20 protein-coding genes and 4 pseudogenes are annotated in these 24,413 nt (G+C 44.4%); 15 read left to right on the top strand and 9 right to left on the bottom strand.

The genetic code is table 11. The features are described 5' to 3' along the window. Positions 1 to 628: universal stress protein (locus tag PSF67_RS20905; protein WP_272677563.1), on the top strand; the 628-nt coding region annotated here is incomplete at its 5' end. 71 nt (positions 629 to 699) lie between these two features. On the opposite strand, the gene PSF67_RS20900 is transcribed toward PSF67_RS20905, so the two are convergent. Together PSF67_RS20900 and PSF67_RS20895 are read right to left on the bottom strand one after the other, a co-directional pair. Next, positions 700 to 2,694, bottom strand: a complete 1,995-nt coding sequence (locus tag PSF67_RS20900) for a BCCT family transporter (protein WP_042849111.1) — start codon at positions 2,692 to 2,694, stop codon at positions 700 to 702. A 183-nt stretch (positions 2,695 to 2,877) separates the two neighbouring features. Next, on the bottom strand, positions 2,878 to 3,507 hold the full coding sequence (locus tag PSF67_RS20895; protein ID WP_237072386.1) for a recombinase family protein: 630 nt from the start codon (positions 3,505 to 3,507) through the stop codon (positions 2,878 to 2,880). A 183-nt stretch (positions 3,508 to 3,690) separates the two neighbouring features. Here PSF67_RS20895 and PSF67_RS20890 point away from each other — a divergent pair, with 183 nt between their 5' ends. After that, positions 3,691 to 6,717 carry a Tn3 family transposase gene (locus PSF67_RS20890; protein ID WP_237072380.1) on the top strand — a complete coding sequence of 1,009 codons (3,027 nt, stop codon included), beginning with the start codon at positions 3,691 to 3,693 and terminating at the stop codon, positions 6,715 to 6,717. Positions 6,718 to 6,761: 44 nt separating this feature from the next. On the opposite strand, the gene PSF67_RS20885 is transcribed toward PSF67_RS20890, so the two are convergent. Continuing rightward, the gene (locus PSF67_RS20885; RefSeq protein ID WP_042849109.1) at positions 6,762 to 7,109 is read right to left on the bottom strand and encodes a hypothetical protein; all 348 of its coding nucleotides are present in this window, start codon (positions 7,107 to 7,109) and stop codon (positions 6,762 to 6,764) included. 554 nt (positions 7,110 to 7,663) lie between these two features. Between PSF67_RS20885 and PSF67_RS20880 the strand changes: the two genes are divergently transcribed. The 4 genes from PSF67_RS20880 to PSF67_RS20865 all read left to right on the top strand — a co-directional run bounded on the left by PSF67_RS20880 (position 7,664) and on the right by PSF67_RS20865 (position 10,832). After that, the gene (locus PSF67_RS20880; RefSeq protein ID WP_237072381.1) at positions 7,664 to 8,440 is read left to right on the top strand and encodes a hypothetical protein; all 777 of its coding nucleotides are present in this window, start codon (positions 7,664 to 7,666) and stop codon (positions 8,438 to 8,440) included. 204 nt (positions 8,441 to 8,644) lie between these two features. Beyond that, a complete protein-coding gene (locus PSF67_RS20875) occupies positions 8,645 to 9,526 on the top strand; it encodes a DNA replication terminus site-binding protein (protein WP_042849106.1) in 882 nt (293 codons plus the stop codon). Positions 9,527 to 9,581: 55 nt separating this feature from the next. Beyond that, positions 9,582 to 10,274 carry a DUF6710 family protein gene (locus PSF67_RS20870; RefSeq protein ID WP_042849105.1) on the top strand — a complete coding sequence of 231 codons (693 nt, stop codon included), beginning with the start codon at positions 9,582 to 9,584 and terminating at the stop codon, positions 10,272 to 10,274. 291 nt (positions 10,275 to 10,565) lie between these two features. Continuing rightward, on the top strand, positions 10,566 to 10,832 hold the full coding sequence (locus tag PSF67_RS20865) for a hypothetical protein (RefSeq protein WP_272579150.1): 267 nt from the start codon (positions 10,566 to 10,568) through the stop codon (positions 10,830 to 10,832). A 17-nt stretch (positions 10,833 to 10,849) separates the two neighbouring features. Here PSF67_RS20865 and PSF67_RS20860 read toward each other — a convergent pair. The 3 pseudogenes from PSF67_RS20860 to PSF67_RS20850 all read right to left on the bottom strand — a co-directional run. Next, a pseudogene (locus PSF67_RS20860) lies at positions 10,850 to 11,163 on the bottom strand (Tn3 family transposase); the annotation flags it as partial. A gap of 26 nt (positions 11,164 to 11,189) precedes the next feature. Continuing rightward, positions 11,190 to 11,480 (bottom strand): annotated as a pseudogene (locus PSF67_RS20855) (alpha/beta hydrolase); the annotation flags it as partial. A 33-nt stretch (positions 11,481 to 11,513) separates the two neighbouring features. Beyond that, positions 11,514 to 13,274, bottom strand: a pseudogene (locus tag PSF67_RS20850) (Tn3 family transposase); the annotation flags it as partial. 111 nt (positions 13,275 to 13,385) lie between these two features. Here PSF67_RS20850 and PSF67_RS22125 point away from each other — a divergent pair. From PSF67_RS22125 to lnu(G), 5 genes are all read left to right on the top strand, one after another. Then, a complete protein-coding gene (locus tag PSF67_RS22125; protein ID WP_268893652.1) occupies positions 13,386 to 13,691 on the top strand; it encodes a site-specific integrase in 306 nt (101 codons plus the stop codon). Between the two features lie 30 nt (positions 13,692 to 13,721). After that, positions 13,722 to 14,495 carry a tyrosine-type recombinase/integrase gene (locus tag PSF67_RS20840; protein ID WP_268893651.1) on the top strand — a complete coding sequence of 258 codons (774 nt, stop codon included), beginning with the start codon at positions 13,722 to 13,724 and terminating at the stop codon, positions 14,493 to 14,495. Next, positions 14,492 to 16,390 (top strand): tyrosine-type recombinase/integrase, encoded by a 1,899-nt coding sequence (locus tag PSF67_RS20835; protein ID WP_031911636.1) that lies wholly within the window; start codon positions 14,492 to 14,494, stop codon positions 16,388 to 16,390. The genes PSF67_RS20840 and PSF67_RS20835 overlap by 4 nt, the downstream gene beginning before the upstream one ends. After that, entirely contained in the window at positions 16,391 to 16,768 is a 378-nt protein-coding gene (locus PSF67_RS20830) for a DUF6262 family protein (protein WP_002333497.1), read from the top strand. It abuts the gene before it with no gap. 318 nt (positions 16,769 to 17,086) lie between these two features. Then, entirely contained in the window at positions 17,087 to 17,890 is an 804-nt protein-coding gene (gene lnu(G) / locus PSF67_RS20825; RefSeq protein WP_002333496.1) for a lincosamide nucleotidyltransferase Lnu(G), read from the top strand. 126 nt (positions 17,891 to 18,016) lie between these two features. Here lnu(G) and PSF67_RS20820 read toward each other — a convergent pair. The 3 genes and pseudogenes from PSF67_RS20820 to intI1 form a co-directional block, all read right to left on the bottom strand. Further along, a pseudogene (locus PSF67_RS20820) lies at positions 18,017 to 19,231 on the bottom strand (DUF4158 domain-containing protein); the annotation flags it as partial. A 2-nt stretch (positions 19,232 to 19,233) separates the two neighbouring features. Next, entirely contained in the window at positions 19,234 to 19,791 is a 558-nt protein-coding gene (locus tag PSF67_RS20815; protein WP_001162012.1) for a recombinase family protein, read from the bottom strand. A 305-nt stretch (positions 19,792 to 20,096) separates the two neighbouring features. After that, on the bottom strand, positions 20,097 to 21,110 hold the full coding sequence (intI1, locus tag PSF67_RS20810; protein ID WP_000845054.1) for a class 1 integron integrase IntI1: 1,014 nt from the start codon (positions 21,108 to 21,110) through the stop codon (positions 20,097 to 20,099). Positions 21,111 to 21,255: 145 nt separating this feature from the next. Here intI1 and aadB point away from each other — a divergent pair, with 145 nt between their 5' ends. From aadB to aadA1, 4 genes are all read left to right on the top strand, one after another. Continuing rightward, positions 21,256 to 21,789: an aminoglycoside nucleotidyltransferase ANT(2'')-Ia gene (gene aadB / locus PSF67_RS20805; protein ID WP_000381802.1), complete on the top strand. Its 534-nt coding sequence runs from the start codon at positions 21,256 to 21,258 to the stop codon at positions 21,787 to 21,789. Between the two features lie 80 nt (positions 21,790 to 21,869). Next, a complete protein-coding gene (locus tag PSF67_RS20800; protein ID WP_048608591.1) occupies positions 21,870 to 22,502 on the top strand; it encodes a type B-3 chloramphenicol O-acetyltransferase CatB8 in 633 nt (210 codons plus the stop codon). 68 nt (positions 22,503 to 22,570) lie between these two features. Then, positions 22,571 to 23,371 (top strand): oxacillin-hydrolyzing class D beta-lactamase OXA-10, encoded by an 801-nt coding sequence (locus PSF67_RS20795; RefSeq protein WP_000846390.1) that lies wholly within the window; start codon positions 22,571 to 22,573, stop codon positions 23,369 to 23,371. Between the two features lie 16 nt (positions 23,372 to 23,387). Next, positions 23,388 to 24,179 carry an ANT(3'')-Ia family aminoglycoside nucleotidyltransferase AadA1 gene (aadA1, locus tag PSF67_RS20790; protein ID WP_001206316.1) on the top strand — a complete coding sequence of 264 codons (792 nt, stop codon included), beginning with the start codon at positions 23,388 to 23,390 and terminating at the stop codon, positions 24,177 to 24,179. Positions 24,180 to 24,413 lie beyond the last annotated feature (234 nt).

The raw sequence follows: 24,413 nt of genomic DNA, 5'->3' as shown, positions 1-24,413 counted from the left end.
ACAGCGGGCGCGTTTAACCCGTGAGGAAGGCCGACAATTATTGATGAGTGCAAAAGAAATCACTCAAGATTTAGGTCTTCTTGATGTTAATACACTTCAGCGGCAAGGAGCTTTAGCCGAAGTGCTAAATCAAGATGATACGCATATTGTTGTACTCGGTCGTCGAGGCGAGCAATCTGAATTAACGGGGCATATTGGCCGTCAACTCGAAGGCATTATTCGTCTTCAAAAAAACTCAGTGCTTATCTGTAAGCAAAATTTTACCCCACCAAAAAAGATGATGATTGCGTTTGATGGAAGTGAGGAAGGTGAACGCGTCATTCATCGGTTAACACAAGTGAAATTATTAGCCGGTAGTGATTGCTATCTGGTAATGCACGGTAACCAAGACAGTCAACTCAAAAAAGCACAAAACCGACTTCATCAAGCCGACATTAAGGTGAAAGCCAATTTACTTGAGGGTGCCGATAGCATCGTTGATGAATTGTGTAACTTTGCAGTACAACACCATATTGATTTGATCATCATGGGGGCTTTTGGTCATTCGCGAGTGAAGCAATTTTTTACCGGAAGTCATACGACAGAGATGATACATAAAACGCCCGTGTCATTACTCATCATTCGTTAGTTTTTTCGTCTATTGTCATTATTACCAATAGAGGTGACTCACTTTCGTCACCTCTCTATCATAATAAGTGGCTACGATTTATCCACAATATGAATAAAGTGAATGTGTTTTTCATATTGATCGAGGATATCATGAATAATCTGCGCTTCACTCCATCCCATAATATCGTAGTCCTGCCCACCTTCCTTTAAATAGACTTCAGCGCGGTAATATTTCTGAGGTTCATTATTTTCATCATCATCCATCCCCACTAATGCAAAAGACGGCGTCAGGTAGTCCCGTAATCGTATTTCATAGAGAAAATTGAGACTCTCACCAAATTGCACTTCCAGAGTCACCCTATCGTCCTTATTATGGATAGCGGCCTCTGTGCTCTGCTTTTCCAACTCAGTGATGACAGATTGCATAGCGGGCTCAATCACTTCTGTCATGAAACGTTTAACCTGATTACGTTTAGGGAAGAAGGCTATTTTACGTAATCGACGCTCCCATGATAACCCCCCACGTCCTGTATTCGGTGCTAAAGTGGCAAGCTGTTGACTGTCTTTTTTGTAAACATCAATACGTAAGGCTTTTAGCAATCCGACGATAGCAGTCAATAAAATAATCGCAAAGGGTAGCGCGGTAGCAATTGTCATGGTTTGTAATGCCGTTAATCCTCCGGCCAGTAAAAGTGTGATTGCAACGGCCCCCATCAAAAAGGCCCAAAAAATACGTTGCCATACTGGCGTGTGAATTTCACCACCGGAGGCTAACGTATCGACAACCATCGCACCGGAATCCGCGGATGTCACAAAAAAAACAATGACCATCAGCATCGCGACAAAAGAAAGGGCAGATGAAAACGGAAAGTAATTTAAAAATTCAAATAAAGCGAGAGCAACGTCTTTTTGAACCACTTGCGCCAACATTTCTGCCCCATTATCGCGGATCAGATGGATGGCACTATTGCCAAAAAAAGTCATCCAAAGTAGCGTAAACCCGGCAGGGACAAACAGAACGCCAGTGACAAACTCGCGAATGGTACGCCCTCGAGAAATTCTGGCGATAAACATCCCGACAAAAGGCGACCATGAAAGCCACCATCCCCAATACAATAATGTCCATCCCCCCAACCATTCACTGGATTGCGGTTCATAAGCATAAAGATTGAAGGTTTTATTGATAATATCTGAAAGATAAGCGCCTGTATTTTGGACAAAAGATTTGAGTAACAATACGGTCGGGCCTAAAATCCCAATCAATAGCAGTAACAATCCGGCTAAACTGAGATTGATCTCAGAGAGAATTCGTATCCCTTTATCTAAACCACTGACCACCGATAACGTGGCTAATCCCGTGATCACCACAATCAAAATCACTTGCATCGTTGGACTAACGGGAAAACCAAAGAGGTGTGCTAATCCTGCATTCACTTGCAAAACACCAAAGCCTAATGATGTCGCCACCCCGAAAACGGTGCCGACAACAGCAAAAATATCGACAGCATGACCAATAGGTCCATAAATCCGTTCACCAATGATCGGGTAAAGTGCTGAACGTAAGGTGAGCGGTAAGCCATGTCGATAACTAAAAAAAGCGAGAATTAAGGCGACAATCGCATAAATCGCCCAAGCATGTAGTCCCCAATGGAAAAACGTAATTTCCATCGCTTCTCTTGCAGCTTGAACTGTCTGTGGGTCTCCAATGGGAGGAGCAAGATAATGCATCACGGGTTCTGCGACCCCAAAAAACATAAGCCCAATTCCCATTCCAGCAGAAAACAACATAGCAAACCAGGAAAGATAACTGAATTGGGGCTGGGAATGGTCAGGACCCAATTTAATTTCACCAAATCGAGAGAGGCCTAAATAGGCGACAGTCAATAAAATTAAGGCAACAGCCAGAATATAAAACCAGCTGGCATTCTCAAAAAGTTGTGCCTGTAGAGCTTTGAGCAAAATTTCAGAACGTTGAGGAAAAATAGCGGCTATTGCAACGACACATATAATAATAAAAGCGGAAACAAAGAAAACGGGCGGATTTATCTTCCCCCACGTTTGAGACTTTTGTGGTGATAATGACATTCAATCTCCCTTTTAATGCGTGCTCATGATTGTCATGAAGCTCGGTTTATTGTGATAAATATAAGTTATTTAATTAAAAAGTATCCAATCACTTGTTTATACTTAAATATCTCTCTCATGTCATTCCACGCGGTATGACTCATTGTTGAGTAACATAAACTTGATAAACGAATAGAGGGACATTTATTGCGCTATTTTCATCGATTTTGATACTTTCGAAATAGTATGCCGCGAACAACCTATCAGGTTTTCTATTTGGCTATAGCTTTTTTTCTCCATCAGAAGGCCTTCAATTTTTTGGTGTAATATTTTGTTGATCGGACGGCCTTTATACTTCCCTTCTTGTTTGGCTTTTTGCACTCCTTGCGCTTGACGACGCCGTCTATCTTCGTAATCCTTTCTTGCAACCGCTGCCAGCATGTCTAACATCATACTGTTAAGGGCAGCAAGCATTCGTTCTGTAAATTCATCGGTGCGACTCATAAACTGGTAACTGGTTGGGAGGTCTAAAGAAACGACCTTTAACCCTTTGTGTCCAATGAGATATTTTAATTTTTCCCAGTCATCGGCATTCAAGCGGCTAATTCTATCTACCTGTTCAACTAAAATAATATCACCGGGCATGGCCACATTGAGTAAGCGAAAGAGTTCAGGTCTGTGAAGCTGAGCGCCTGACTCATTTTCTTCAAACCAGCAGGCAATTTGTAGCCCCATTCCTTCAGCAAATTTCAACAGTTCATTTTTTGCTCTTGACACATCCTGTTCATGCGTAGAAGCACGTAGATATCCATAAATTCGTATATTTGTCTTCATCGGTGCACTATACATTGGTGTTGTTATAGTAGTGCATTATACATCTATTTTTTATACTTATTACACTAGAGTTTACCTAGTGTAGTTAAGGTAGACTTAAATTGCACTTCTGTATCGATTACGCGCGCATTCATTATATGATGTTGTTTATTTTTAGAGGATAGAGGATAGAACATAACCACAATGAAAGAGATTAAATCAGGCCGTATTCAAATTTTGACTGAACAGGAAATTCATGAGCTCTATTCTCGTCCAATATTTAATCAAATTGAGCGTGAAGAATATTTTTCATTAGATCCGAGTATCAAAAAAATCCTCGCTAAAATGGGAAAAATTGAAACGAAAATATATTTAATTCTTCTGATCGGTTATTTTCGCGCTAAGCCTGTTGTTGCTCAATTTAAGCTACGAGAGGTTAAACACGATGTTGACTACATTTATGCGACTCATTTTCCAAATAGAAAACCGAAATACCCCTTTATTGCTAAAAGTACTCGTGCAACATTGATAGCGAAAATGTATGAAATACTCGGTTTTTCGCGGCTATTAAAGCGAGATAAACAAGCTTTGATAGAGCGCTTAAATGATGTCGCAACAATCTGCACATATCCCAAATATATTTTTGATGAATGCCTCGCTTTTTTAGGTCAAAACAGAATTGGATTAGTGGGTTATTCCACTTTGCAAAATATGGTCACCACGATTTTAGCTAATGAGAGGCATCGAACCGAGTTGATCCTGTCAAATAGCGTGCCACCAATAATACATAAAAAATTAAAGAAGATACTGCATACAAAAGGAGTATTAAATAGTCTATCTGGTCAACAAGGCGCAGCTAAAGATTTTACACCTACAGAGCTCGCAAGTGAAATTGAAACGCATAACACCATAAAAAGTGTGTATCCCGACGTAAAACGTCTTGTTGGTGAATTGAGATTATCATTAGGTAACTTAAGCTATTATGCATCGATTATTCAACATCAATCGATTTATAAAATTCGTCGATTTCCCGAATGGCAAGGCATGTTATATCTGGTTTGTTATCTATTTTTTCGCTATCAAGAAACTAATGATAAATTGGTAACAGCTTTTTTGTATGTGACGAGAAAGCAAAGGGAAGCTGCGAGTGCTTCAGCTAAGTTACGCATTGCAGAAGAACTGGAAATTATTCGTGAAAAGTTAATGCATGCGGGTAATATTTTACACCTCTTTGTTGATGAAACCGTCAGTGACAATACGCAATTTGGTGATATTCGCCAAAATGCATTTACAATGATCTCTAAAGATGAAATTCAGTTAATAAGTCAACATCTTAATAAGAATAATTTTGATAAAACCCATTATGAGTGGCTATACATTGATACACAATACAGAAAAATTGCGAATACGATGAGATCACTTTTTCTCGCTATTGATATCGAATGCGAACCAGGATTACACCTGCTGTCTTCCCAATTATTAACAGCAAAATTAGAACTTCAAAAAGATAAGCACATTTCTACCGTCGATCAGCGATTACTGTTAAAAAACGATAAACCTTTTATCTTGATAGATGAACAGGTTAATACTCAACGATTTGAATACTATTTATACCAAAAAGTAGCTAGGATGATTGAGAGTAACCATATTTATATCAATGAAAGCGCCAATAACAAGCGTTTAGCCGATGATTTGATTTCAGCCGCCGAGTGGAAAAAAAGCCATGTCATCATTCAAAAAACAGGGTTAACTCGGCTCAATACGCCAATAGAACAAACGCTTTCGGAATTAACGCAAAAATTGAGCGATCAAATAGAGCGTATTGGTCGTAATATCCATGATGGAGCCAATGATTTCGTGACACTTCAACCGCGTTCAAATCAGTTAACATGGAAACTGGCGAATAAACGCTGGAAAGATGATATTGATAATCCCATATATAACCAGCTCCAACATATGGGGATCATTGAAATTATGGACTATGTTCATCAAAAAACGGGTTACTTAGATGCATTCAAAAATATCGCCTCAAAAAAGAAAAACACTAAGGCCAAAGAGGGCGATTTACTTGCTTGCATATTTGGAAATGGCTCAAACTATGGTGTTCATCATATGTCATCAATATCAGATAGAGCCATCGGTGTGCTTAGAGCCGTCAATGATGGGTATATTAGGCCTGAAACAACGAGTGAAGCTAATGATATGATAGCTGATGCTTTAGCAAAACTCCCCATTTTCAAATATTATACGATTAACGAAAGTGCCCCATTTGGTAGTATTGATGGCCAAAAACATGGTTGCCGAATCAATACATTTAAAGCCCGTTTTTCTGCTAAATATTTCCGAAAAGGGAAAGGCGTATCAGCACTCACATTAGTTTCAAATCATGTACCAATAAATACGAAAGTGATTTCAGCCAATGAATATGAGGCTCACCACGCATTCGATTTACTCTATAATAATACCAGCCATATTCAGCCCAAAACATTAGCAACAGACACGCATGGCGTTAACAATGTAAACTTTGCTATCCTTGATCTCTTTGGGTATCAGTTTGCCCCGCGATATGCAAAATTTAAACACGTTTTTAATGAATTGTTTGAGATCGAGTATGATGAAATCCTTTCCCTGAAACTTAAAAAATCGCTCAACTTATCACTCATTCAAGAAGAGTGGGAAAATATTCAATGGATAATTTGTTCATTAAGCCGTAAAACGACGACACAAAGCACGGTGATTACTAAGCTTTCTAACAGTAAGAAAAACAATCGCACCTTAGCGGCTCTTCGTGAATATGACCGAATAATTAAGTGTTTATACGTTCTCGATTATGTTGATGACAAAATGCTCAGGCAGTTTGTCCAACAAGCACTTAATCGGGGTGAGGCTTACCATCAATTACGGCGTGCAATTGCGTCAATTAATGGTAATCAATTCAGAGGTGGCGATGATTACCAGATAGAACAATGGAATGATTGTGCTCGTATCATTGCTAACTGCATTATTTATTATAATTCTGCATTATTATCCAGTTTGATTGAAAAATTTGCGCGTGAAAATAATCAAGAAGCGGTGAATATGATAGCTGAGTTATCACCTGTCGCATGGCAGCATATACAGCTGGCCGGTAATTACACCTTTGGCCTTAAAAAAGATAATATTGTACTGGAAAGATTACTGGAGAATTTAGATCCTCTTATTTCAGAAGAGTCGTTAAGCTTAGCGGCATAGTCTATTAATATTATTAAACTATATATCGGCTGTAGTCCTTGATATCAAAGGGCTACAAGCAAACTTTGGACTTTTCGATGAAATGGGCACACAACCCCAAGCAGGGGATCGTCAATCACTGAATCATCATCCTGACAGTCATTATCCATTTCCAGGCACTCCGCCAATATTAACGCATTTGAAAAAACGGGGGCGAGACGCCATTCATCGTGAAATAGTTCGCAAACTATAGGGCGTTCATTTTCAAGACCGATAGGCCAGTACAAACCATAGTAATCGCCGTTGCCAAAATCAGTTTCAAATAATGGTAGGAAACCATTTGCTGGAAATGGCCCCTGACTAATTTCACTATCATGAATTGTGAATGGTATTTCTGATTTTAATAGTTCCATTTGCTATTCCTGATGAGGTTGTCATTTTTAAGTAATGATAATGCAGTTTTAATTAAAGTCATATTAAGAAGGTTTAATAACCTAATATCTAGACCAACATACAATAAAGGGTATAACCCCATGCCCCGGCGCTCCGCTTGGGGCAAAACCCAGCCCGAGCTCTATCCTCATTGTTCCGCGATAATATGAAAGCCCGCTTGGGTTCGGTGTCATTATTTGGAATCGGCAAGTTCTTCCTGAATGACCGACGCGAGAAAAGAAGAGATAAAAGAGAGAAAAAAAGAGAAAAAATAAGAGGCGGGGGATTCGGTAAATTCAGCGATAAAGTAGGTAAAGAAGGTCTTCAGTGTGGCAGCGGTGGGTTAATTAAATCATATTGTATGTTGGTCTAGATTTGTAATGTTGGAACTGATATCGGTTATGGCATGGCGTATTTCAACAGGGTAAATTTCTCATGCATAGGAAAAAGCAGATCGGTTTGCTGTCATTTCCTGATGCAGCTGATCGTGGTTTAGGTATTATTAATATCTATTATTAAGCGGGCTAATTATCTGATGAAGTTAAATATTGACGCATGCATTTCCTTTCTGGGCAAGAGTGCTTGGTTTTTTGTTATTGGTACAGCGGTGCTGCAAGTGGTAAGTGTCGCCCTGTTTATTTACTCGCTCTTTACCGGCATGGATATAGACAGACTGATTCTGGCTTCCGCAATCTTGTTTGTTGCGGTAGTGCTGTTTGGTATCTCTAAGTATGCAATTAAAATTCGCGCTCTGGATGACGCGGGTGGACCACAAGCCTATTATGACCAACAGATAGAATGGCCGCTAACACAGTTCTATATCGATCTGATAGAAGAGAGTGATGTGAAACCAGAGTTCGACGCCTGGGTTAAAGACAAAGACAAACCTCTGACGCTCGGCCAATTCGATGACGGGTTAGCTAAAGCGATACAAACAGCATATTCATTACCGATGGGGAAGGATTTACCAGATACCCAGATTATTAAACTCATTGTATATCGACATGGAACGCCTGTCTTAAAGTGGATGAGTATTGGTTTCTTCCTCCTGAGTGGAGTGCTCGGCCTTATCCTGCTTAATCCGCAAAACACACTGGCGGAAGGCATTCCATTCATTATGTTCACGCTACTTCTGGCATTGGTTTTTAGGTTTCTGCGGAGCAAGCTTCAAGCAAAAGCACAGGCTATAGTTCTCAACAGACCCCTCACCGTGGAACAGGTAGCAAGTTTAATGACATTAGCGGCCAGATTGAAAGTCCATTCCGAATTTTGCCAGCTCTTATGCAGCCCAGAATGCCCCAGGCACAGTTAAAGAAGCACATACATGGATAGTTGATCACGCCAAAGTTCTAGTTTCCGAACACACTACGTTCCTCGGTTAATCTCAAACCCCGGCTTCATGTGAAATAACGAATTCTTGCATTCCCGCCTGATAATTGTATAAAGTATGGATATATATACAGCCCCCACCACGGTGGGGGGTTAGCACGTTACCCTTTCTCGGGGATTTATTATTATGAACATCGCACAAACCTTCCATCGCCTGGAAGATGACTTGGCGTTGCTCAATCGAGTGCTGGCGGAGAAGTCTCCGCTATATGCACGCGTTTGCGTTATACCGCCAGTGGCCGATGGTGAAGAAAACCTGCCGGTTGCCCGTATTGAACCGATTCTAATGTATGGCGCTCAAGCCATCGAGCAGGCCCAAAAAGCTTACACCGATCTGCATATTAAGGATGGGCTTTCTCAGAAATCGACGCGTCGAACTGCCGGTGTACTTTGGTACGCGGATGACAACCCAGAATTCTCAGCTGAAGTCATGGCGCTGATCACGGCCATTAACTTTAGTAAGCAGTCTATACAGGACCACATCATCAGTGAGTTCGGTAATCAGAATGCGCGCTTTTCTGCACTACATAATGCGTGTCCTGGTGTTATGACTCTACATCTGTACCGCCAAATCCGTGCCTGGCATAATGCCGACCTTCAATCTGTCCGCTTCTCATGGCAACGCAAATCGCTACTGCGGATCCCAGACAAAACTAAATTGCTGGCATCTATGCAAACGGATGTCATTGACAATAGTGCCGTGAGCTTACCTGTCGGTAATCTTGCCCAGAAAATTGCAAATACCCCTCAGGAAAAGTTGCGCCTGCGTCGGCCAGCCAAAATACAGCCTGTGGCAAACATCGTATTTCGTAATGAAGATGGTGCAGCGACTGCCGCATTGAAAACCGTAACCGCTTTGATGCCCTATATTGTCATTCAAGATCAGCGTCTGGATATTAAGCCACTTCAAAACTATGCACCGCGCGATATCCAGCGTAACAGTGACCGCCTGGCAACTGAGGTCATAGGTACTTATCATGGCGAAACCATCGAAGTGCTGCTTGTGTGAGGTATTTTGCTTGGAACAGCAGAAATCAAATAATCAATAATTCGAGATAATCATCATGTTTTTAAGTAAGCTGAAAAATCATATTATCAAGAACCATATTTTGGATGAACAGCGTAAAATCCAAGAAATGAATTATGAGAAATTCAACAGAATTATTGCTGTGGGGCAGTCAATCGGAGGGAGGTCAATACCGTTGCTAATCAATGCCATCGGAAGAAACATTCAAAGTGACTTACTGATAGCGGTAGCTGAAGAAGGTACGGATGCACGCTCTGATGACTTTGTTAACCCATATAAATTCTTTTTCTCAGATATTTTTGATGTACTTGATTATGATGCTCTACAGTCATGTTTAACCCACGAAACGAGCTATGTTGCTGATCTATCTACATCATTAATATTACCTTGTCCTTGGAACTACAATCGTTATGTATCCGCATTATCTTCCATAGGGTTCCATGCGGGAAACCCTTGGGAGCAGGATGAAATGAACCACCGAGTAATGATTTGGCTTCCCTGGAATATAGCTTTTGTATTCGGTGGAAACCATTCAATTACTGCTGGTGTCCTCGCCAATGAAGGCATGATAATTCCAGATACTGTCTACGACATGTCACCATTATTCTCTCAAGTAAAGACCGATGGAAAATTTTGGTACCGGAATGGCACGGTCTTTGACAAAGTAACATGTCATCGCCGTGCTGCATTGTTTGAGCTTGGTAGGATGCTCACATCAGCAACAGAATGAATATGGCAATACTTACTTCGTAACCTTCTGAATCTGCCTCTTTCTTTTTCAGTCCCAATTTCGTCACCTGACGCCTACCCATTACCATAAGCAAACCTTAGGTAATACAGCCTAAGGCCTTTGGTGAGAAAAAGCATGAATTATTTCGAAAGTACGCTTCGCTTAAGGATTTCGTCCTACGACTTATACCGGATACATCAGCATCTGGATTATTTCATTCAGGAACAGTGCAAGGCAAAACTCCCATACTCGTTTTCCATTCAACCGGGCACCGGCAATGATACCTACATCTTGTCGCGCACAGCACAAGCCGTTGGCGTGCCGGGTGAGGTTAAAAAAAGCGTGTATTTTTCAGAAGGGCAGGAAGTCACAATCACAGGGACTATTGCAGCGGTTCGGCGTGAAGTTTTAAACGGCCGCAAGCGTGAAACTTGCCCCCCATCCGAGGAATTGCCGGATTTTGTAAAATACCGCTTAGATCGTGCTGGCTTGACTCCCCACCATGTCGGGGTAAACAAAATGGGGTCCGCTTGGAAAACGGAAATTATCCCACGCTAAGACTATATTTTGTACAGCAGTGGAGAAGGATGAGAGACCAGCAGTTCATTAACAGGGACTCCTTTTTGCTTAAGCGGCTCAATGGTTCTTTCTATATAAACCGTATTCCAGAGTGTTATCGCCGCCGTATGTAGTGTCAGCGCCGGTGGCGTGGTAACGCTGATCCTCTCACCCCCAGATCCCTGATTTCATTCAGCCGGTGCATGAAGGATGCTCGCCCAAGGGCCTCACCCTTATTCAGCCCCACCTGTATGCATCGGCCTAAGCCTTTATCGCAAAATCAGTCCAGCATAAACAGCGTCCGATCTCTGCAGAAAATCGCCCTCTGCGCTACGAGTTTGAACGCATTTACTCTGTTTATAGGTAACATTCGCTCCACGATATAATGATATCGGCAACGTATTCAGCATCCTGAGTATGAGTCAGAAGGTGATCCGCCTTACCCAACGAAATGAAACTCTTGGGATGCTTTGCTGCTTTGAATATTTTTTCGGCCTGCTCAATTAACACAGTATCATCTTCAGTCGCATGAAAAATAAGCAGAGGCTTGTTCATGGCGAACACCTTATGAGCGATTTTGTGTTCCTGAATATTGTCCAGCATCTGTTTCTTTAAGGTAAATACCCGCCCGGCCAGCTCAACGGGATAGGGGTCGTCTCAGAAAACGGAAAATAAAGCACGCTAAGCCGGTGGCAGCGGTCGCAATGGCCTAAACTTCCCCGCACCGACCTTGGCGCTGCTGCGCCATAGGTAATCGCCGGTCAGGTTGATGTGCTCCCACCCCAGCGGCGACAGATATTGCAACAATGTGTCGTCCAGCGCCGTGCCGTTGCCACGCAAAGCACTGGTGGCACGCTCCAGATATACCGTGTTCCACAACACGATGGCCGCCGTCACCAGATTGAGGCCGCTGGCCCGGTAGCGCTGCTGCTCAAAACTGCGGTCGCGGATTTCACCCAATCGGTAGAAGAAGACCGCCCTGGCCAGCGCGTTGCGCGCCTCGCCCTTATTCAGCCCCGCATGGACGCGGCGGCGCAGCTCCACGCTTTGCAGCCAATCCAAAATGAACAGCGTGCGCTCGATGCGCCCCAGCTCGCGCAACGCCACGGCCAAGCCGTTCTGGCGCGGGTAGCTGCCGAGTTTGCGCAGCATCAGCGAAGCCGTTACCGTGCCTTGCTTGATGGAGGTGGCCAGCCGCAGAATTTCATCCCAATGGGCGCGTATTTGCTTGATGTTCAGCCTGTCGCTGCTAATCATCGGCTTGAGCGCGTCATAGGCGGCATCGCCCTTGGGGATGAATAGCTTGGTTTCGCCCAAGTCACGGATACGCGGCGCGAAGCGAAATCCCAGCAAATGCATCAAGCCAAACACGTGATCGGTGAAGCCTGCCGTGTCGGTGTAGTGTTCCTCGATGCGCAAGTCCGACTCGTGGTACAGCAGGCCATCAAGCACGTAAGTTGAATCACGAATGCCCACGTTGACCACCTTGGCACTGAAGGGCGCGTACTGGTCGGAGATATGGGTGTAGAAAGTCCGTCCTGGACTGCTTCCATACTTCGGGTTGATATGACCAGTGCTTTCTGCTTTGCTGCCGGTTCTGAAGTTCTGGCCGTCCGACGATGACGTGGTGCCGTCACCCCAGTTGCCGGCGAAGGGTTGCCGAAACTGCGCATTCACCAGCTCGGCCAGCGCCGTCGAATAGGTTTCATCGCGGATGTGCCAGGCTTGCAGCCAAGACAGCTTGGCGTAGGTGGTGCCAGGGCAGGACTCGGCCATTTTGGTCAGACCCAGGTTGATCGCGTCGGCCAGGATCGTCGTCAACAGCAAGGTTTTGTCCTTGGCCGTGTCGCTGGTCTTCAGGTGTGTGAAGTGGCGGGTGAAGCCCGTCCATTCATCGACCTCCATCAGCAACTCGGTGATTTTGAGGTGCGGCAGCAGCATAGCTGTCTGGTCGATCATGGCTTGCGCGGCGTCTGGTACTGCCGCGTCCAGCGGCGTGATCTTCAGGCCTGACGCGGTGGTGATGATGGCATCCGGTAAGTCGTTGGCCGCAGCCATGCGGTTGACTGTGGCGAGTTGCGCCTCCAACAATTCCAACCGGTCATGCAGGTATTGGTCGCAGTCGGTGGCCACTGCCAGCGGCAATTCGCTGGCCAGCTTCAAAGTGGCGAACTTCTCGACCGGCACCAGGTATTCGTCGAAGTCCTTGAACTGGCGAGAACCCTGCACCCAGACATCACCGGAGCGCAGCGCGTTCTTCAGCTCCGACAGGGCGCATAACTCGTAGTAACGCCGGTCGATGCCGTCGTCGGTCAGAACCAGCTTTGCCCAGCGCGGCTTGATGAATGCGGTTGGCGCATCGGCGGGCCCCTTGCGCGCGCTGTCGCTGTTCATGCCGCGCAGCATGTCGATGGCATCGAGCACACCCTTGGCGGCGGGCGCTTATCCATAGTATAATGAATAATAGTAGTTAAAGTAGTTTAGGAGGGGGATATTAGGGAGGTTTTTACTTTAAATAAAAATTAACAAGGTCTATAATTTATAGTAGTTAAAGTGGTTAAAGAGAGGTGGGAGGATGTGAAGGTTCAAAGGATAAAAGTGGAGAATAAGCCATATCCATTGTATTTATTGCTAGATGAAGAATATCAGGTAATAGAACCAGTAATGAGGTTTATAAAATATCTAGATAATACTGGTAAGTCACCAAATACCATTAAAGCATACTGCTATCATTTAAAGTTGCTATATGAGTTTATGGAACAGAGGGGGATTACCCTTAATGATATTAACTTTGAGAAATTAGCAGATTTTGTAGGTTGGTTGAGATACCCAACAGCAGCAAATGTAATTGATCTCTAGTCAAAAGAAGCCATAAGAGAAGAAACGACAGTGAATACAATTTTAAATGCTGTTATGAGTTATCTGGAATATTTAAGTAGATTAGGAGAATTTAAGTCAATTGATGTATTTAAACAAGCAAAGGGGAGAAATTTTAAGGGGTTTTTACATCATATTAATAAGGGTAAATATCAAAAGAATATCTTAAAGTTAAGGGTTAAAAAGAAGCAGATAAGAACACTAACATCAGAGGAAGTTAAGCAAATTATTGATGCTTGTCATACGAAGAGGGATAAATTAATTTTAATGCTTATGTATGAGGGTGGTTTAAGAATCGGTGAAGTGTTATCGCTAAGGCTTGAGGATATTGCCACTTGGGACAATCAAATCCATTTAACACCCAGAGACGTTAATGTTAATGAGGCCTATATTAAATTAAGGAAGGAAAGAACAATACATGTGAGTAAAGAACTTATGGCACTTTATACAGATTATTTGGTATATGAGTATGGTGAGGACTTGGAGCATGATTATGTTTTTATTTCTTTAAAAGAAGGCTATTTTGGAAAACCACTAAAGTACCAAAGTGTTCTTGATCTAGTTAGAAGAATAGTTAAAAGAACTAGAATAGAGTTTACGCCGCATATGCTACGCCACACTCATGCAACGCAGCTAATTAGGGATGGATGGGATGTTGCACACGTTCAAAAGAGGTTGGGCCATGCACATGTTCAAACAACGTTAAATACCTATGTTCATCTTTCAGATCAAGATATGAAAAATGAGTTTAATAAATATCTTGAGAGAAAGGAACATAAGAAATGAATGATTCTAGTAAAAGGAAAATTATCAGTCAGAGTGAGATCAGTAAGAAAATAGCTGCAATGAATGAAGAATTGCAGGGATTTTGGGCTAATAATAGTTGGGATATAAGGAAATGTCCGCATCCTTCTGCCATAGAATTAAGTAAGAACCCTACTTTAAGAAATCGGTGGGTTCGTTTTGAACGTGTTAAAAATCTGTGGTTAAGAACAGAATTGAAATATTTTTATTTTTACCATTTAAATAATGGAATATGGAATGCAAAAACTGTATGGATTAGAAAAGGAACTGTAATTAATAGAATGTTAGATTTTTTAGATTTAAAGTATCCTAACATTACTTCAATTACTGAAGTTCCTATTAAAAAAGCAATGACGGAATATAGGACATATTTGACAGAACAGGGTGTTAGAATTACCACTACTAATTATAAGATTACTGCTAATCAAGAAAAAATAGCTGTAGAAGCTAATTCTTACTATGTTACTAATTTAAAACAATTTATGGAGTTTTATGAGGACTTTTATTTTGATGGGGAGGAGTGGGATAAAGACATTTGGGATAGACGTAAGTTACCTTTGCCAGATGATAAGGTTAATCCGACACAATATGAATATGTAATTAACTTTAAAGGGGTTCGCAATACGTATTTTAAACAACTCGTAAAAAGATATTGTAAATTGAGATTAAATACGGATAGCTTTTCCTATGTATGTGATATCGCCCAAAAACTTAAAGAGTTCTTTAATTTCTTGGACATGAATTTTAAACACGTTCAGAGAATAAACCAATTAACGAGAATGGAAATTGAAGCATATTTAAGCGAATTAAATATGATGGGGATAAAGCCTAGCACAATAACTGGGAGGATCTCTATATTGGAAGGACTATTTAGTACCCTTCTAAGGCTAGAATGGAATGATATTCCTTCCAAGGTGTTAATCTATCCAGAAGACTATCCCAAAATACCGAGAGCAAAACCTCGTTTTATAGATGAATACGTTCTGGAGCAATTGAACAGTCATCTTGATAAATTACCCGAATATATAGCTACGATGACTATGATAGTCCAAGAATGTGGGATGAGGATAAGCGAATTGTGCACCTTGAAAAAAGGTTGTCTATTAGAGGACAAAGATGGAGATTACTTTTTAAAGTATTATCAATGGAAAATGAAAAAGGAGCATATAGTTCCAATATCAAAAGAGGTAGCTTTATTGATTAAAGTTCGGGAAGATAAAGTTTCATGGGAGTTTCCAGATAGTGAATACCTCTTTCCAAGAAAAGATGGATCGCCATTAAAACAAGAAACATTTAGAGACGAGTTAAACAAATTAGCTTATGAGCAAAAAATAGTCGATAAATCAGGCGAGATTTATAGATTCCATGCCCATGCCTTTCGCCATACAGTAGGAACAAGAATGATTAATAACGGAGTACCGCAGCATATTGTACAAAAGTTTTTGGGTCATGAAAGTCCTGAAATGACAAGCAGATATGCTCATATTTTTGATGAAACCCTTAAAGCTGAATTTACAAAATTCAAAGAAAAACTGGTAACTAATAATGGAGATATAATTGAGTTAGATAATGACAATGAAGTCGATGATGTTGATCTTCAATGGTTCAAGAAAAATATTAATGCACAAGTTCTTCCAAATGGTTATTGCCGATTACCAGTAATAGCAGGTTCTTGTCCACACGCCAATGCTTGTTTAGATTGTACTCATTTTTGTACAAGTAAGCAGTTTTTATCGCAGCATGAGGAACAGTTAAATCGTACTGAGGAGTTATTGGCAGTCGCTAAGGAAAAGCAATGGCAAAGGCAAATAGAGACTAATAACCGTGTTAAAGAGCGACTAGAGCAAATAATTGGCAGCCTGAAGGGGATTAGTTAGATGGTTAAACAGGTACGAAATACAGAGGAAATTGTGCGTTTGGCAAAGCAAAAGTCCAGGCGGACTAGAGAAAATGTAGACAAGGTTATCTCTAAACTATCGCTTGAAGGTAAGACTATTAATTTTAACACAGTTGCAAAGGAAGCTAATGTTTCTAAATCATGGCTTTATAAGGAACATGATATTAGGCAAAGGATTGAATCTCTCCGAAAACAGCAAAAAACAGAAAATGTAATATCAAAACCCAAGAAAAGCTCCCGTTCTGAAGAAGTCCTTATTAAAACCTTAAAAACAAGAGTAAAGGAATTAGAAGAGGAAAATATAAGATTAAGGAACCAGATCCAAAAATTATACGGAGATTTGTACATTAGAGAATAGTTAATCTATGAGTTTCACCAACTTGTGCTTTGAACTTTGAAGTGTTAAAATTAATATACTATTAATCGAAAGGAGAGATGGGTGGACAATGAAGAACTAATCTAATTTTTAACAAATGAAATAGTATATTTCAGTTTAAAAACTTAGGATTAGTCTGCCCATTTTTCCATATACTAAATAAATGTAAGACTGAATAGCTAAAAAGGCTAAATAGTTTTATTTGAGTGTCTTAAAAAGTGACATGACTAATCCTTCCAACATTATTTGGGAGGATTTTTTATTTCTCCCTGAATCAAAATAAAGAAAGAAGGAATCGAATTGTTAAAACAAAAGGAACTAATGGCAAGGGTTAAGGAACTTGTCCAGTCAGATGAACGAATATCTGCTTGTATGATGTATGGCTCTTTTACAAAAGGAGAGGGAGATCAATACTCTGATATAGAATATTACGTTTTTCTAAAAGATGATACAATTTCCACCTTTGATTCAGCAAAATGGCTAAATGAAGTCGCTTCCTACACTTTACTCTATCAAAATGAGTACGGTACGGAAGTAGTAATTTTTGAAAATCTAATACGTGGTGAATTTCATTTCCTTTCCGAAAACGAAATGAATATTATTCCTTCATTCAAAGAATCAGGCTACATTCCTGACACAAAAGCAATGTTTATTTATGATGAAACAGGACAACTAGAATTGTATTTATCAGAGTTGGAAGGTCCGGGACCAAATAGACTTACAGAAGAAAACGTAAATTTTTTATTGAATAATTTTTCCAACCTATGGTTAATGGGGATTAATGTTCTTAAAAGAGGGGAAAATGCACGTTCACTGGAACTTTTATCTCAATTACAAAAAAATATACTACAACTCATTCGAATTGCGGAAGAAAATGCCGATAATTGGTTTAATATGACAAAGAATCTTGAAAAAGAAATTAGTCCTGAAAACTATGAAAAGTTTAAAAAGACTACTGCCCGATTAAATGAATTAGAACTATATGAAGCCTATAAGAACTCTTTGCTTCTCGTTATGGAACTTCGAAATCTCGTTGAAAAACAGTATCAATTAACCATTAGCGATGATTTTTTAGGCAAACTGTTTAATTATATGAACGAATAAATAAAAAGCCTGTATCTCAAGTGATAACTAAGATACAGGCTTTAATTGTTATTTACTTTAAATACATGTTCTCAAAGTGAAAGTATTGATTTTAATGGATTTTTAATAGTTTACTCTTGATAAATTTGCAGCCCGCAATTTGAGCACGCCCAGGAACTGCGGCGCGTAGCGGCGTAGCGTGGCATAGCTTTCACCGATGTGGTGCAGGAAATCAAAGTCGGCAGGCCGCGCCAATGTTTGCGCTTCGGTGACGCTGGCGGCGAAGGTGTCCCAGGGCATAACGGCCTCGATGGCGGCGAACGGATCGCTGCCGCTTTGCTTGGCCTCAATCAACGCTTGACCGATGCGCCCATACATCCGCACCTTGTCGTTGATCGCCTTGCCGGAAGCCTGGAACTGCTGCTGATGCTTGTTCTTGGCCGCGTTGAACAGCTTGCCGATGATGCGATCGTGAAGGTCGATGATTTCATCGGTGACGGTGGCCATGCCTTCGATGGCCAGCGCTACCAGCGTGGCATAGCGTCGTTGCACCTCGAACTTTGCCAGATCAGCAGGCGTCATCTGGCCACCTTCACGAGCGATTTTGAGCAGGCGGTTCTGGTGAACCTGCCGCTCGATGCCTGCGGGCAGATCAAGTGCTTGCCAGGATTTCAGGCGCTCAATATGTTCGAGCATGTGGCGAGAGTTCGGTTTGGCAGGCGACTGGCGCAGCCATGCCAGCCACGTCACTTTACTGCCGTCCTTGCGCTTGAGAAGTTCGTCCAGGCGCTGACGGTGGGGTGATAACAAAGAATCGGTCAGCGCCGCGTAAATGCGTCGGTTGGCACGGGTGATGGCCTCGGCGCTTGCGCGCTCGATGGCATTCATGGCGGGCAGGATAATGCTCTGCCGCCGCAGATTCTCGACAAGTGCGCTCGCCAGCACGATGCCTTTGTCGGTCTGCAAGGCCAGCTCGGTCAATGTATGCACGGCTTGCCGATAGTGGCTCATGGTGAAGGGCTTGAACCCAAAAACCGTTTGCAGCTCGACCAAGTGCTCCCGCCGTGTCTGTTCGCGCTGGCCGTACTCGCTCCAACTTTCCACTGGCATCTTGAGTTGCGCGGCCACCATGCGCAACAGGGGCGGAAACGGAGGCTCATCGACGCCCAAAAAGGTGCCAGGGAATCGCAAGTAGCAAAGCTGCACAGCGAAGCCCAATCGATTCGCGGCGCCGCGACGCTGACGGATCACCGACAGGTCGGTTTCGTTGAACGTGTAGTGCCGTATCAGTTCGTCTTTGGCATCTGGCAGTGCCAGCAGGCTTTCGCGCTCGGTGGCGGACAGGATTGAGCGGCGTGGCATGGTCAGTCTTCCCGCAGGTACTGGTACAAGGTTTCGCGGCTGATGCCGAAGTCACGGGCCACCAAGGTTTTTTGGTCGCCTGCCGCAACTCGCCGTTTCAACTCGGCAATTTGTTCGCTGTTCAGCGATTTCTTTCGTCCCCGGTAGGCACCGCGCTGCTTGGCCAGCACGATTCCCTCGCGCTGACGTTCGCGGATCAGGGCGCGCTCGAACTCAGCGAAGGCTCCCATGACCGACAGCATCAGATTGGCCATCGGTGAGTCCTCGCCGGTGAACTTCAGCCCTTCTTTGACGAACTCCATGCGCACGCCCCGTTGTGTCAGCCCTTGGACGATGCGGCGCAGGTCATCAAGGTTGCGTGCCAGCCTGTCCATGCTATGCACCACCACGGTGTCGCCCTCGCGGACGAAGGCCAGCAGCCTTTCCAGCTCGGGACGCTGGGTGTCCTTGCCAGAAGCCTTGTCGGTGAACACCCGCGCCACCTGAACACCCTCCAATTGCCGTTCCGGGTTCTGGTCGAAGCTGCTGACGCGGACATAGCCGATGCGTTGACCTTGCAAGATGCCTCCAAAGGCAAAAGTGTCAGGATGAAATCTATTACCTTTGACGGAATATGTCAATCAATAGGAAATTTAACTCTATTCTGACATCGTTTGCACATGGTGTCGTTTTCAGAAGACGGCTGCACTGAACGTCAGAAGCCGACTGCACTATAGCAGCGGAGGGGTTGGATCCATCAGGCAACGACGGGCTGCTGCCGGCCATCAGCGGACGCAGGGAGGACTTTCCGCAACCGGCCGTTCGATGCGGCACCGATGGCCTTCGCGCAGGGGTAGTGAATCCGCCAGGATTGACTTGCGCTGCCCTACCTCTCACTAGTGAGGGGCGGCAGCGCATCAAGCGGTGAGCGCACTCCGGCACCGCCAACTTTCAGCACATGCGTGTAAATCATCGTCGTAGAGACGTCGGAATGGCCGAGCAGATCCTGCACGGTTCGAATGTCGTAACCGCTGCGGAGCAAGGCCGTCGCGAACGAGTGGCGGAGGGTGTGCGGTGTGGCGGGCTTCGTGATGCCTGCTTGTTCTACGGCACGTTTGAAGGCGCGCTGAAAGGTCTGGTCATACATGTGATGGCGACGCACGACACCGCTCCGTGGATCGGTCGAATGCGTGTGCTGCGCAAAAACCCAGAACCACGGCCAGGAATGCCCGGCGCGCGGATACTTCCGCTCAAGGGCGTCGGGAAGCGCAACGCCGCTGCGGCCCTCGGCCTGGTCCTTCAGCCACCATGCCCGTGCACGCGACAGCTGCTCGCGCAGGCTGGGTGCCAAGCTCTCGGGTAACATCAAGGCCCGATCCTTGGAGCCCTTGCCCTCCCGCACGATGATCGTGCCGTGATCGAAATCCAGATCCTTGACCCGCAGTTGCAAACCCTCACTGATCCGCATGCCCGTTCCATACAGAAGCTGGGCGAACAAACGATGCTCGCCTTCCAGAAAACCGAGGATGCGAACCACTTCATCCGGGGTCAGCACCACCGGCAAGCGCCGCGACGGCCGAGGTCTTCCGATCTCCTGAAGCCAGGGCAGATCCGTGCACAGCACCTTGCCGTAGAAGAACAGCAAGGCCGCCAATGCCTGACGATGCGTGGAGACCGAAACCTTGCGCTCGTTCGCCAGCCAGGACAGAAATGCCTCGACTTCGCTGCTGCCCAAGGTTGCCGGGTGACGCACACCGTGGAAACGGATGAAGGCACGAACCCAGTTGACATAAGCCTGTTCGGTTCGTAAACTGTAATGCAAGTAGCGTATGCGCTCACGCAACTGGTCCAGAACCTTGACCGAACGCAGCGGTGGTAACGGCGCAGTGGCGGTTTTCATGGCTTGTTATGACTGTTTTTTTGTACAGTCTATGCCTCGGGCATCCAAGCAGCAAGCGCGTTACGCCGTGGGTCGATGTTTGATGTTATGGAGCAGCAACGATGTTACGCAGCAGGGCAGTCGCCCTAAAACAAAGTTAGGCCGCATGGACACAACGCAGGTCACATTGATACACAAAATTCTAGCTGCGGCAGATGAGCGAAATCTGCCGCTCTGGATCGGTGGGGGCTGGGCGATCGATGCACGGCTAGGGCGTGTAACACGCAAGCACGATGATATTGATCTGACGTTTCCCGGCGAGAGGCGCGGCGAGCTCGAGGCAATAGTTGAAATGCTCGGCGGGCGCGTCATGGAGGAGTTGGACTATGGATTCTTAGCGGAGATCGGGGATGAGTTACTTGACTGCGAACCTGCTTGGTGGGCAGACGAAGCGTATGAAATCGCGGAGGCTCCGCAGGGCTCGTGCCCAGAGGCGGCTGAGGGCGTCATCGCCGGGCGGCCAGTCCGTTGTAACAGCTGGGAGGCGATCATCTGGGATTACTTTTACTATGCCGATGAAGTACCACCAGTGGACTGGCCTACAAAGCACATAGAGTCCTACAGGCTCGCATGCACCTCACTCGGGGCGGAAAAGGTTGAGGTCTTGCGTGCCGCTTTCAGGTCGCGATATGCGGCCTAACAATTCGTCCAAGCCGACGCCGCTTCGCGGCGCGGCTTAACTCAGGTGTTAGACGGCAAGAAAAGGTTCCACGAACTCTGATGAAAAACTACTTTGACAGCCCTTTCAAAGGGGAGCTTCTTTCTGAGCAAGTGAAAAATCCAAACATCAAAGTAGGCCGTTATAGCTATTACTCTGGCTACTATCACGGCCACTCATTTGATGAATGCGCGCGATACTTGCATCCAGATCGTGATGACGTTGATAAATTGATCATTGGCAGCTTTTGTTCTATAGGAAGCGGGGCTTCCTTCATCATGGCTGGCAATCAGGGGCATCGGCATGACTGGGCATCATCCTTCCCCTTCTTCTATATGCAAGAGGAACCTGCTTTCTCAAGCGCACTCGATGCCTTCCAAAGAGCAGGTGATACCGCCATTGGCAATGATGTCTGGATAGGCTCGGAGGCAATGATTATGCCCGGAATCAAAATTGGAGACGGTGCCGTGATAGGTAGTCGCTCGTTGGTGACAAAAGATGTAGTGCCTTATGCCATCATCGGAGGAAGTCCCGCAAAGCAAATTAAGAAGCGCTTCTCCGATGAGGAAATCTCATTGCTCATGGAGATGGAGTGGTGGAACTGGCCACTGGATAAAATTAAGACAGCAATGCCTCTGCTGTGCTCGTCAAATATTTTTGGTCTGCATAAGTATTGGCGCGAGTTTGTCGTCTAACAATTCATTCAAGCCGACGCCGCTTCGCGGCACGGCTTAATTCTGGCGTTAGCCACCAAGAAGGTGCCATGAAAACATTTGCCGCATATGTAATTATCGCGTGTCTTTCGAGTACGGCATTAGCTGGTTCAATTACAGAAAATACGTCTTGGAACAAAGAGTTCTCTGCCGAAGCCGTCAATGGTGTCTTCGTGCTTTGTAAAAGTAGCAGTAAATCCTGCGCTACCAATGACTTAGCTCGTGCATCAAAGGAATATCTTCCAGCATCAACATTTAAGATCCCCAACGCAATTATCGGCCTAGAAACTGGTGTCATAAAGAATGAGCATCAGGTTTTCAAATGGGACGGAAAGCCAAGAGCCATGAAGCAATGGGAAAGAGACTTGACCTTAAGAGGGGCAATACAAGTTTCAGCTGTTCCCGTATTTCAACAAATCGCCAGAGAAGTTGGCGAAGTAAGAATGCAGAAATACCTTAAAAAATTTTCCTATGGCAACCAGAATATCAGTGGTGGCATTGACAAATTCTGGTTGGAAGGCCAGCTTAGAATTTCCGCAGTTAATCAAGTGGAGTTTCTAGAGTCTCTATATTTAAATAAATTGTCAGCATCTAAAGAAAACCAGCTAATAGTAAAAGAGGCTTTGGTAACGGAGGCGGCACCTGAATATCTAGTGCATTCAAAAACTGGTTTTTCTGGTGTGGGAACTGAGTCAAATCCTGGTGTCGCATGGTGGGTTGGGTGGGTTGAGAAGGAGACAGAGGTTTACTTTTTCGCCTTTAACATGGATATAGACAACGAAAGTAAGTTGCCGCTAAGAAAATCCATTCCCACCAAAATCATGGAAAGTGAGGGCATCATTGGTGGCTAAAACAAAGTTAAACATCATGAGGGAAGCGGTGATCGCCGAAGTATCGACTCAACTATCAGAGGTAGTTGGCGTCATCGAGCGCCATCTCGAACCGACGTTGCTGGCCGTACATTTGTACGGCTCCGCAGTGGATGGCGGCCTGAAGCCACACAGTGATATTGATTTGCTGGTTACGGTGACCGTAAGGCTTGATGAAACAACGCGGCGAGCTTTGATCAACGACCTTTTGGAAACTTCGGCTTCCCCTGGAGAGAGCGAGATTCTCCGCGCTGTAGAAGTCACCATTGTTGTGCACGACGACATCATTCCGTGGCGTTATCCAGCTAAGCGCGAACTGCAATTTGGAGAATGGCAGCGCAATGACATTCTTGCAGGTATCTTCGAGCCAGCCACGATCGACATTGATCTGGCTATCTTGCTGACAAAAGCAAGAGAACATAGCGTTGCCTTGGTAGGTCCAGCGGCGGAGGAACTCTTTGATCCGGTTCCTGAACAGGATCTATTTGAGGCGCTAAATGAAACCTTAACGCTATGGAACTCGCCGCCCGACTGGGCTGGCGATGAGCGAAATGTAGTGCTTACGTTGTCCCGCATTTGGTACAGCGCAGTAACCGGCAAAATCGCGCCGAAGGATGTCGCTGCCGACTGGGCAATGGAGCGCCTGCCGGCCCAGTATCAGCCCGTCATACTTGAAGCTAGACAGGCTTATCTTGGACAAGAAGAAGATCGCTTGGCCTCCCGCGCAGATCAGTTGGAAGAATTTGTTCACTACGTGAAAGGCGAGATCACCAAGGTAGTCGGCAAATAATGTCTAACAATTCGTTCAAGCCGACGCCGCTTCGCGGCGCGGCTTAACTCAAGCGTTAGATGCACTAAGCACATAATTGCTCACAGCCAAACTATCAGGTCAAGTCTGCTTTTATTATTTTTAAGCGTGCATAATAAGCCCTACACAAATTGGGAGATATATCATGAAAGGCTGGCTTTTTCTTGTTATCGCAATAGTTGGCGAAGTAATCGCAACATCCGCATTAAAATCTAG

It is taken from the genome of Providencia sp. PROV076 (assembly GCF_028483405.1).
Lineage (GTDB): Bacteria > Pseudomonadota > Gammaproteobacteria > Enterobacterales > Enterobacteriaceae > Providencia > Providencia huaxiensis.
Note: the sequence above shows the minus strand (reverse complement) of the source record. Positions and strands in the feature narration are given on the sequence as shown.

Excerpts from the sequence above, each read along its gene's own strand:
- PSF67_RS20880 (WP_237072381.1), top strand. The coding sequence starts at position 7,664 with ATGAAGTTAAATATTGACGCATGCATTTCCTTTCTGGGCAAGAGTGCT.
- PSF67_RS20885 (WP_042849109.1), bottom strand. The coding sequence starts at position 7,109 with ATGGAACTATTAAAATCAGAAATACCATTCACAATTCATGATAGTGAA.
- PSF67_RS20870 (WP_042849105.1), top strand. The coding sequence starts at position 9,582 with ATGTTTTTAAGTAAGCTGAAAAATCATATTATCAAGAACCATATTTTG.
- PSF67_RS20795 (WP_000846390.1), top strand. The coding sequence starts at position 22,571 with ATGAAAACATTTGCCGCATATGTAATTATCGCGTGTCTTTCGAGTACG.
- aadB (WP_000381802.1), top strand. The coding sequence starts at position 21,256 with ATGGACACAACGCAGGTCACATTGATACACAAAATTCTAGCTGCGGCA.
- PSF67_RS20835 (WP_031911636.1), top strand. The coding sequence starts at position 14,492 with ATGAATGATTCTAGTAAAAGGAAAATTATCAGTCAGAGTGAGATCAGT.
- aadA1 (WP_001206316.1), top strand. The coding sequence starts at position 23,388 with ATGAGGGAAGCGGTGATCGCCGAAGTATCGACTCAACTATCAGAGGTA.
- intI1 (WP_000845054.1), bottom strand. The coding sequence starts at position 21,110 with ATGAAAACCGCCACTGCGCCGTTACCACCGCTGCGTTCGGTCAAGGTT.
- PSF67_RS20895 (WP_237072386.1), bottom strand. The coding sequence starts at position 3,507 with ATGAAGACAAATATACGAATTTATGGATATCTACGTGCTTCTACGCAT.
- PSF67_RS20800 (WP_048608591.1), top strand. The coding sequence starts at position 21,870 with ATGAAAAACTACTTTGACAGCCCTTTCAAAGGGGAGCTTCTTTCTGAG.
- PSF67_RS20830 (WP_002333497.1), top strand. The coding sequence starts at position 16,391 with ATGGTTAAACAGGTACGAAATACAGAGGAAATTGTGCGTTTGGCAAAG.
- PSF67_RS20875 (WP_042849106.1), top strand. The coding sequence starts at position 8,645 with ATGAACATCGCACAAACCTTCCATCGCCTGGAAGATGACTTGGCGTTG.
- PSF67_RS20900 (WP_042849111.1), bottom strand. The coding sequence starts at position 2,694 with ATGTCATTATCACCACAAAAGTCTCAAACGTGGGGGAAGATAAATCCG.
- PSF67_RS20890 (WP_237072380.1), top strand. The coding sequence starts at position 3,691 with ATGAAAGAGATTAAATCAGGCCGTATTCAAATTTTGACTGAACAGGAA.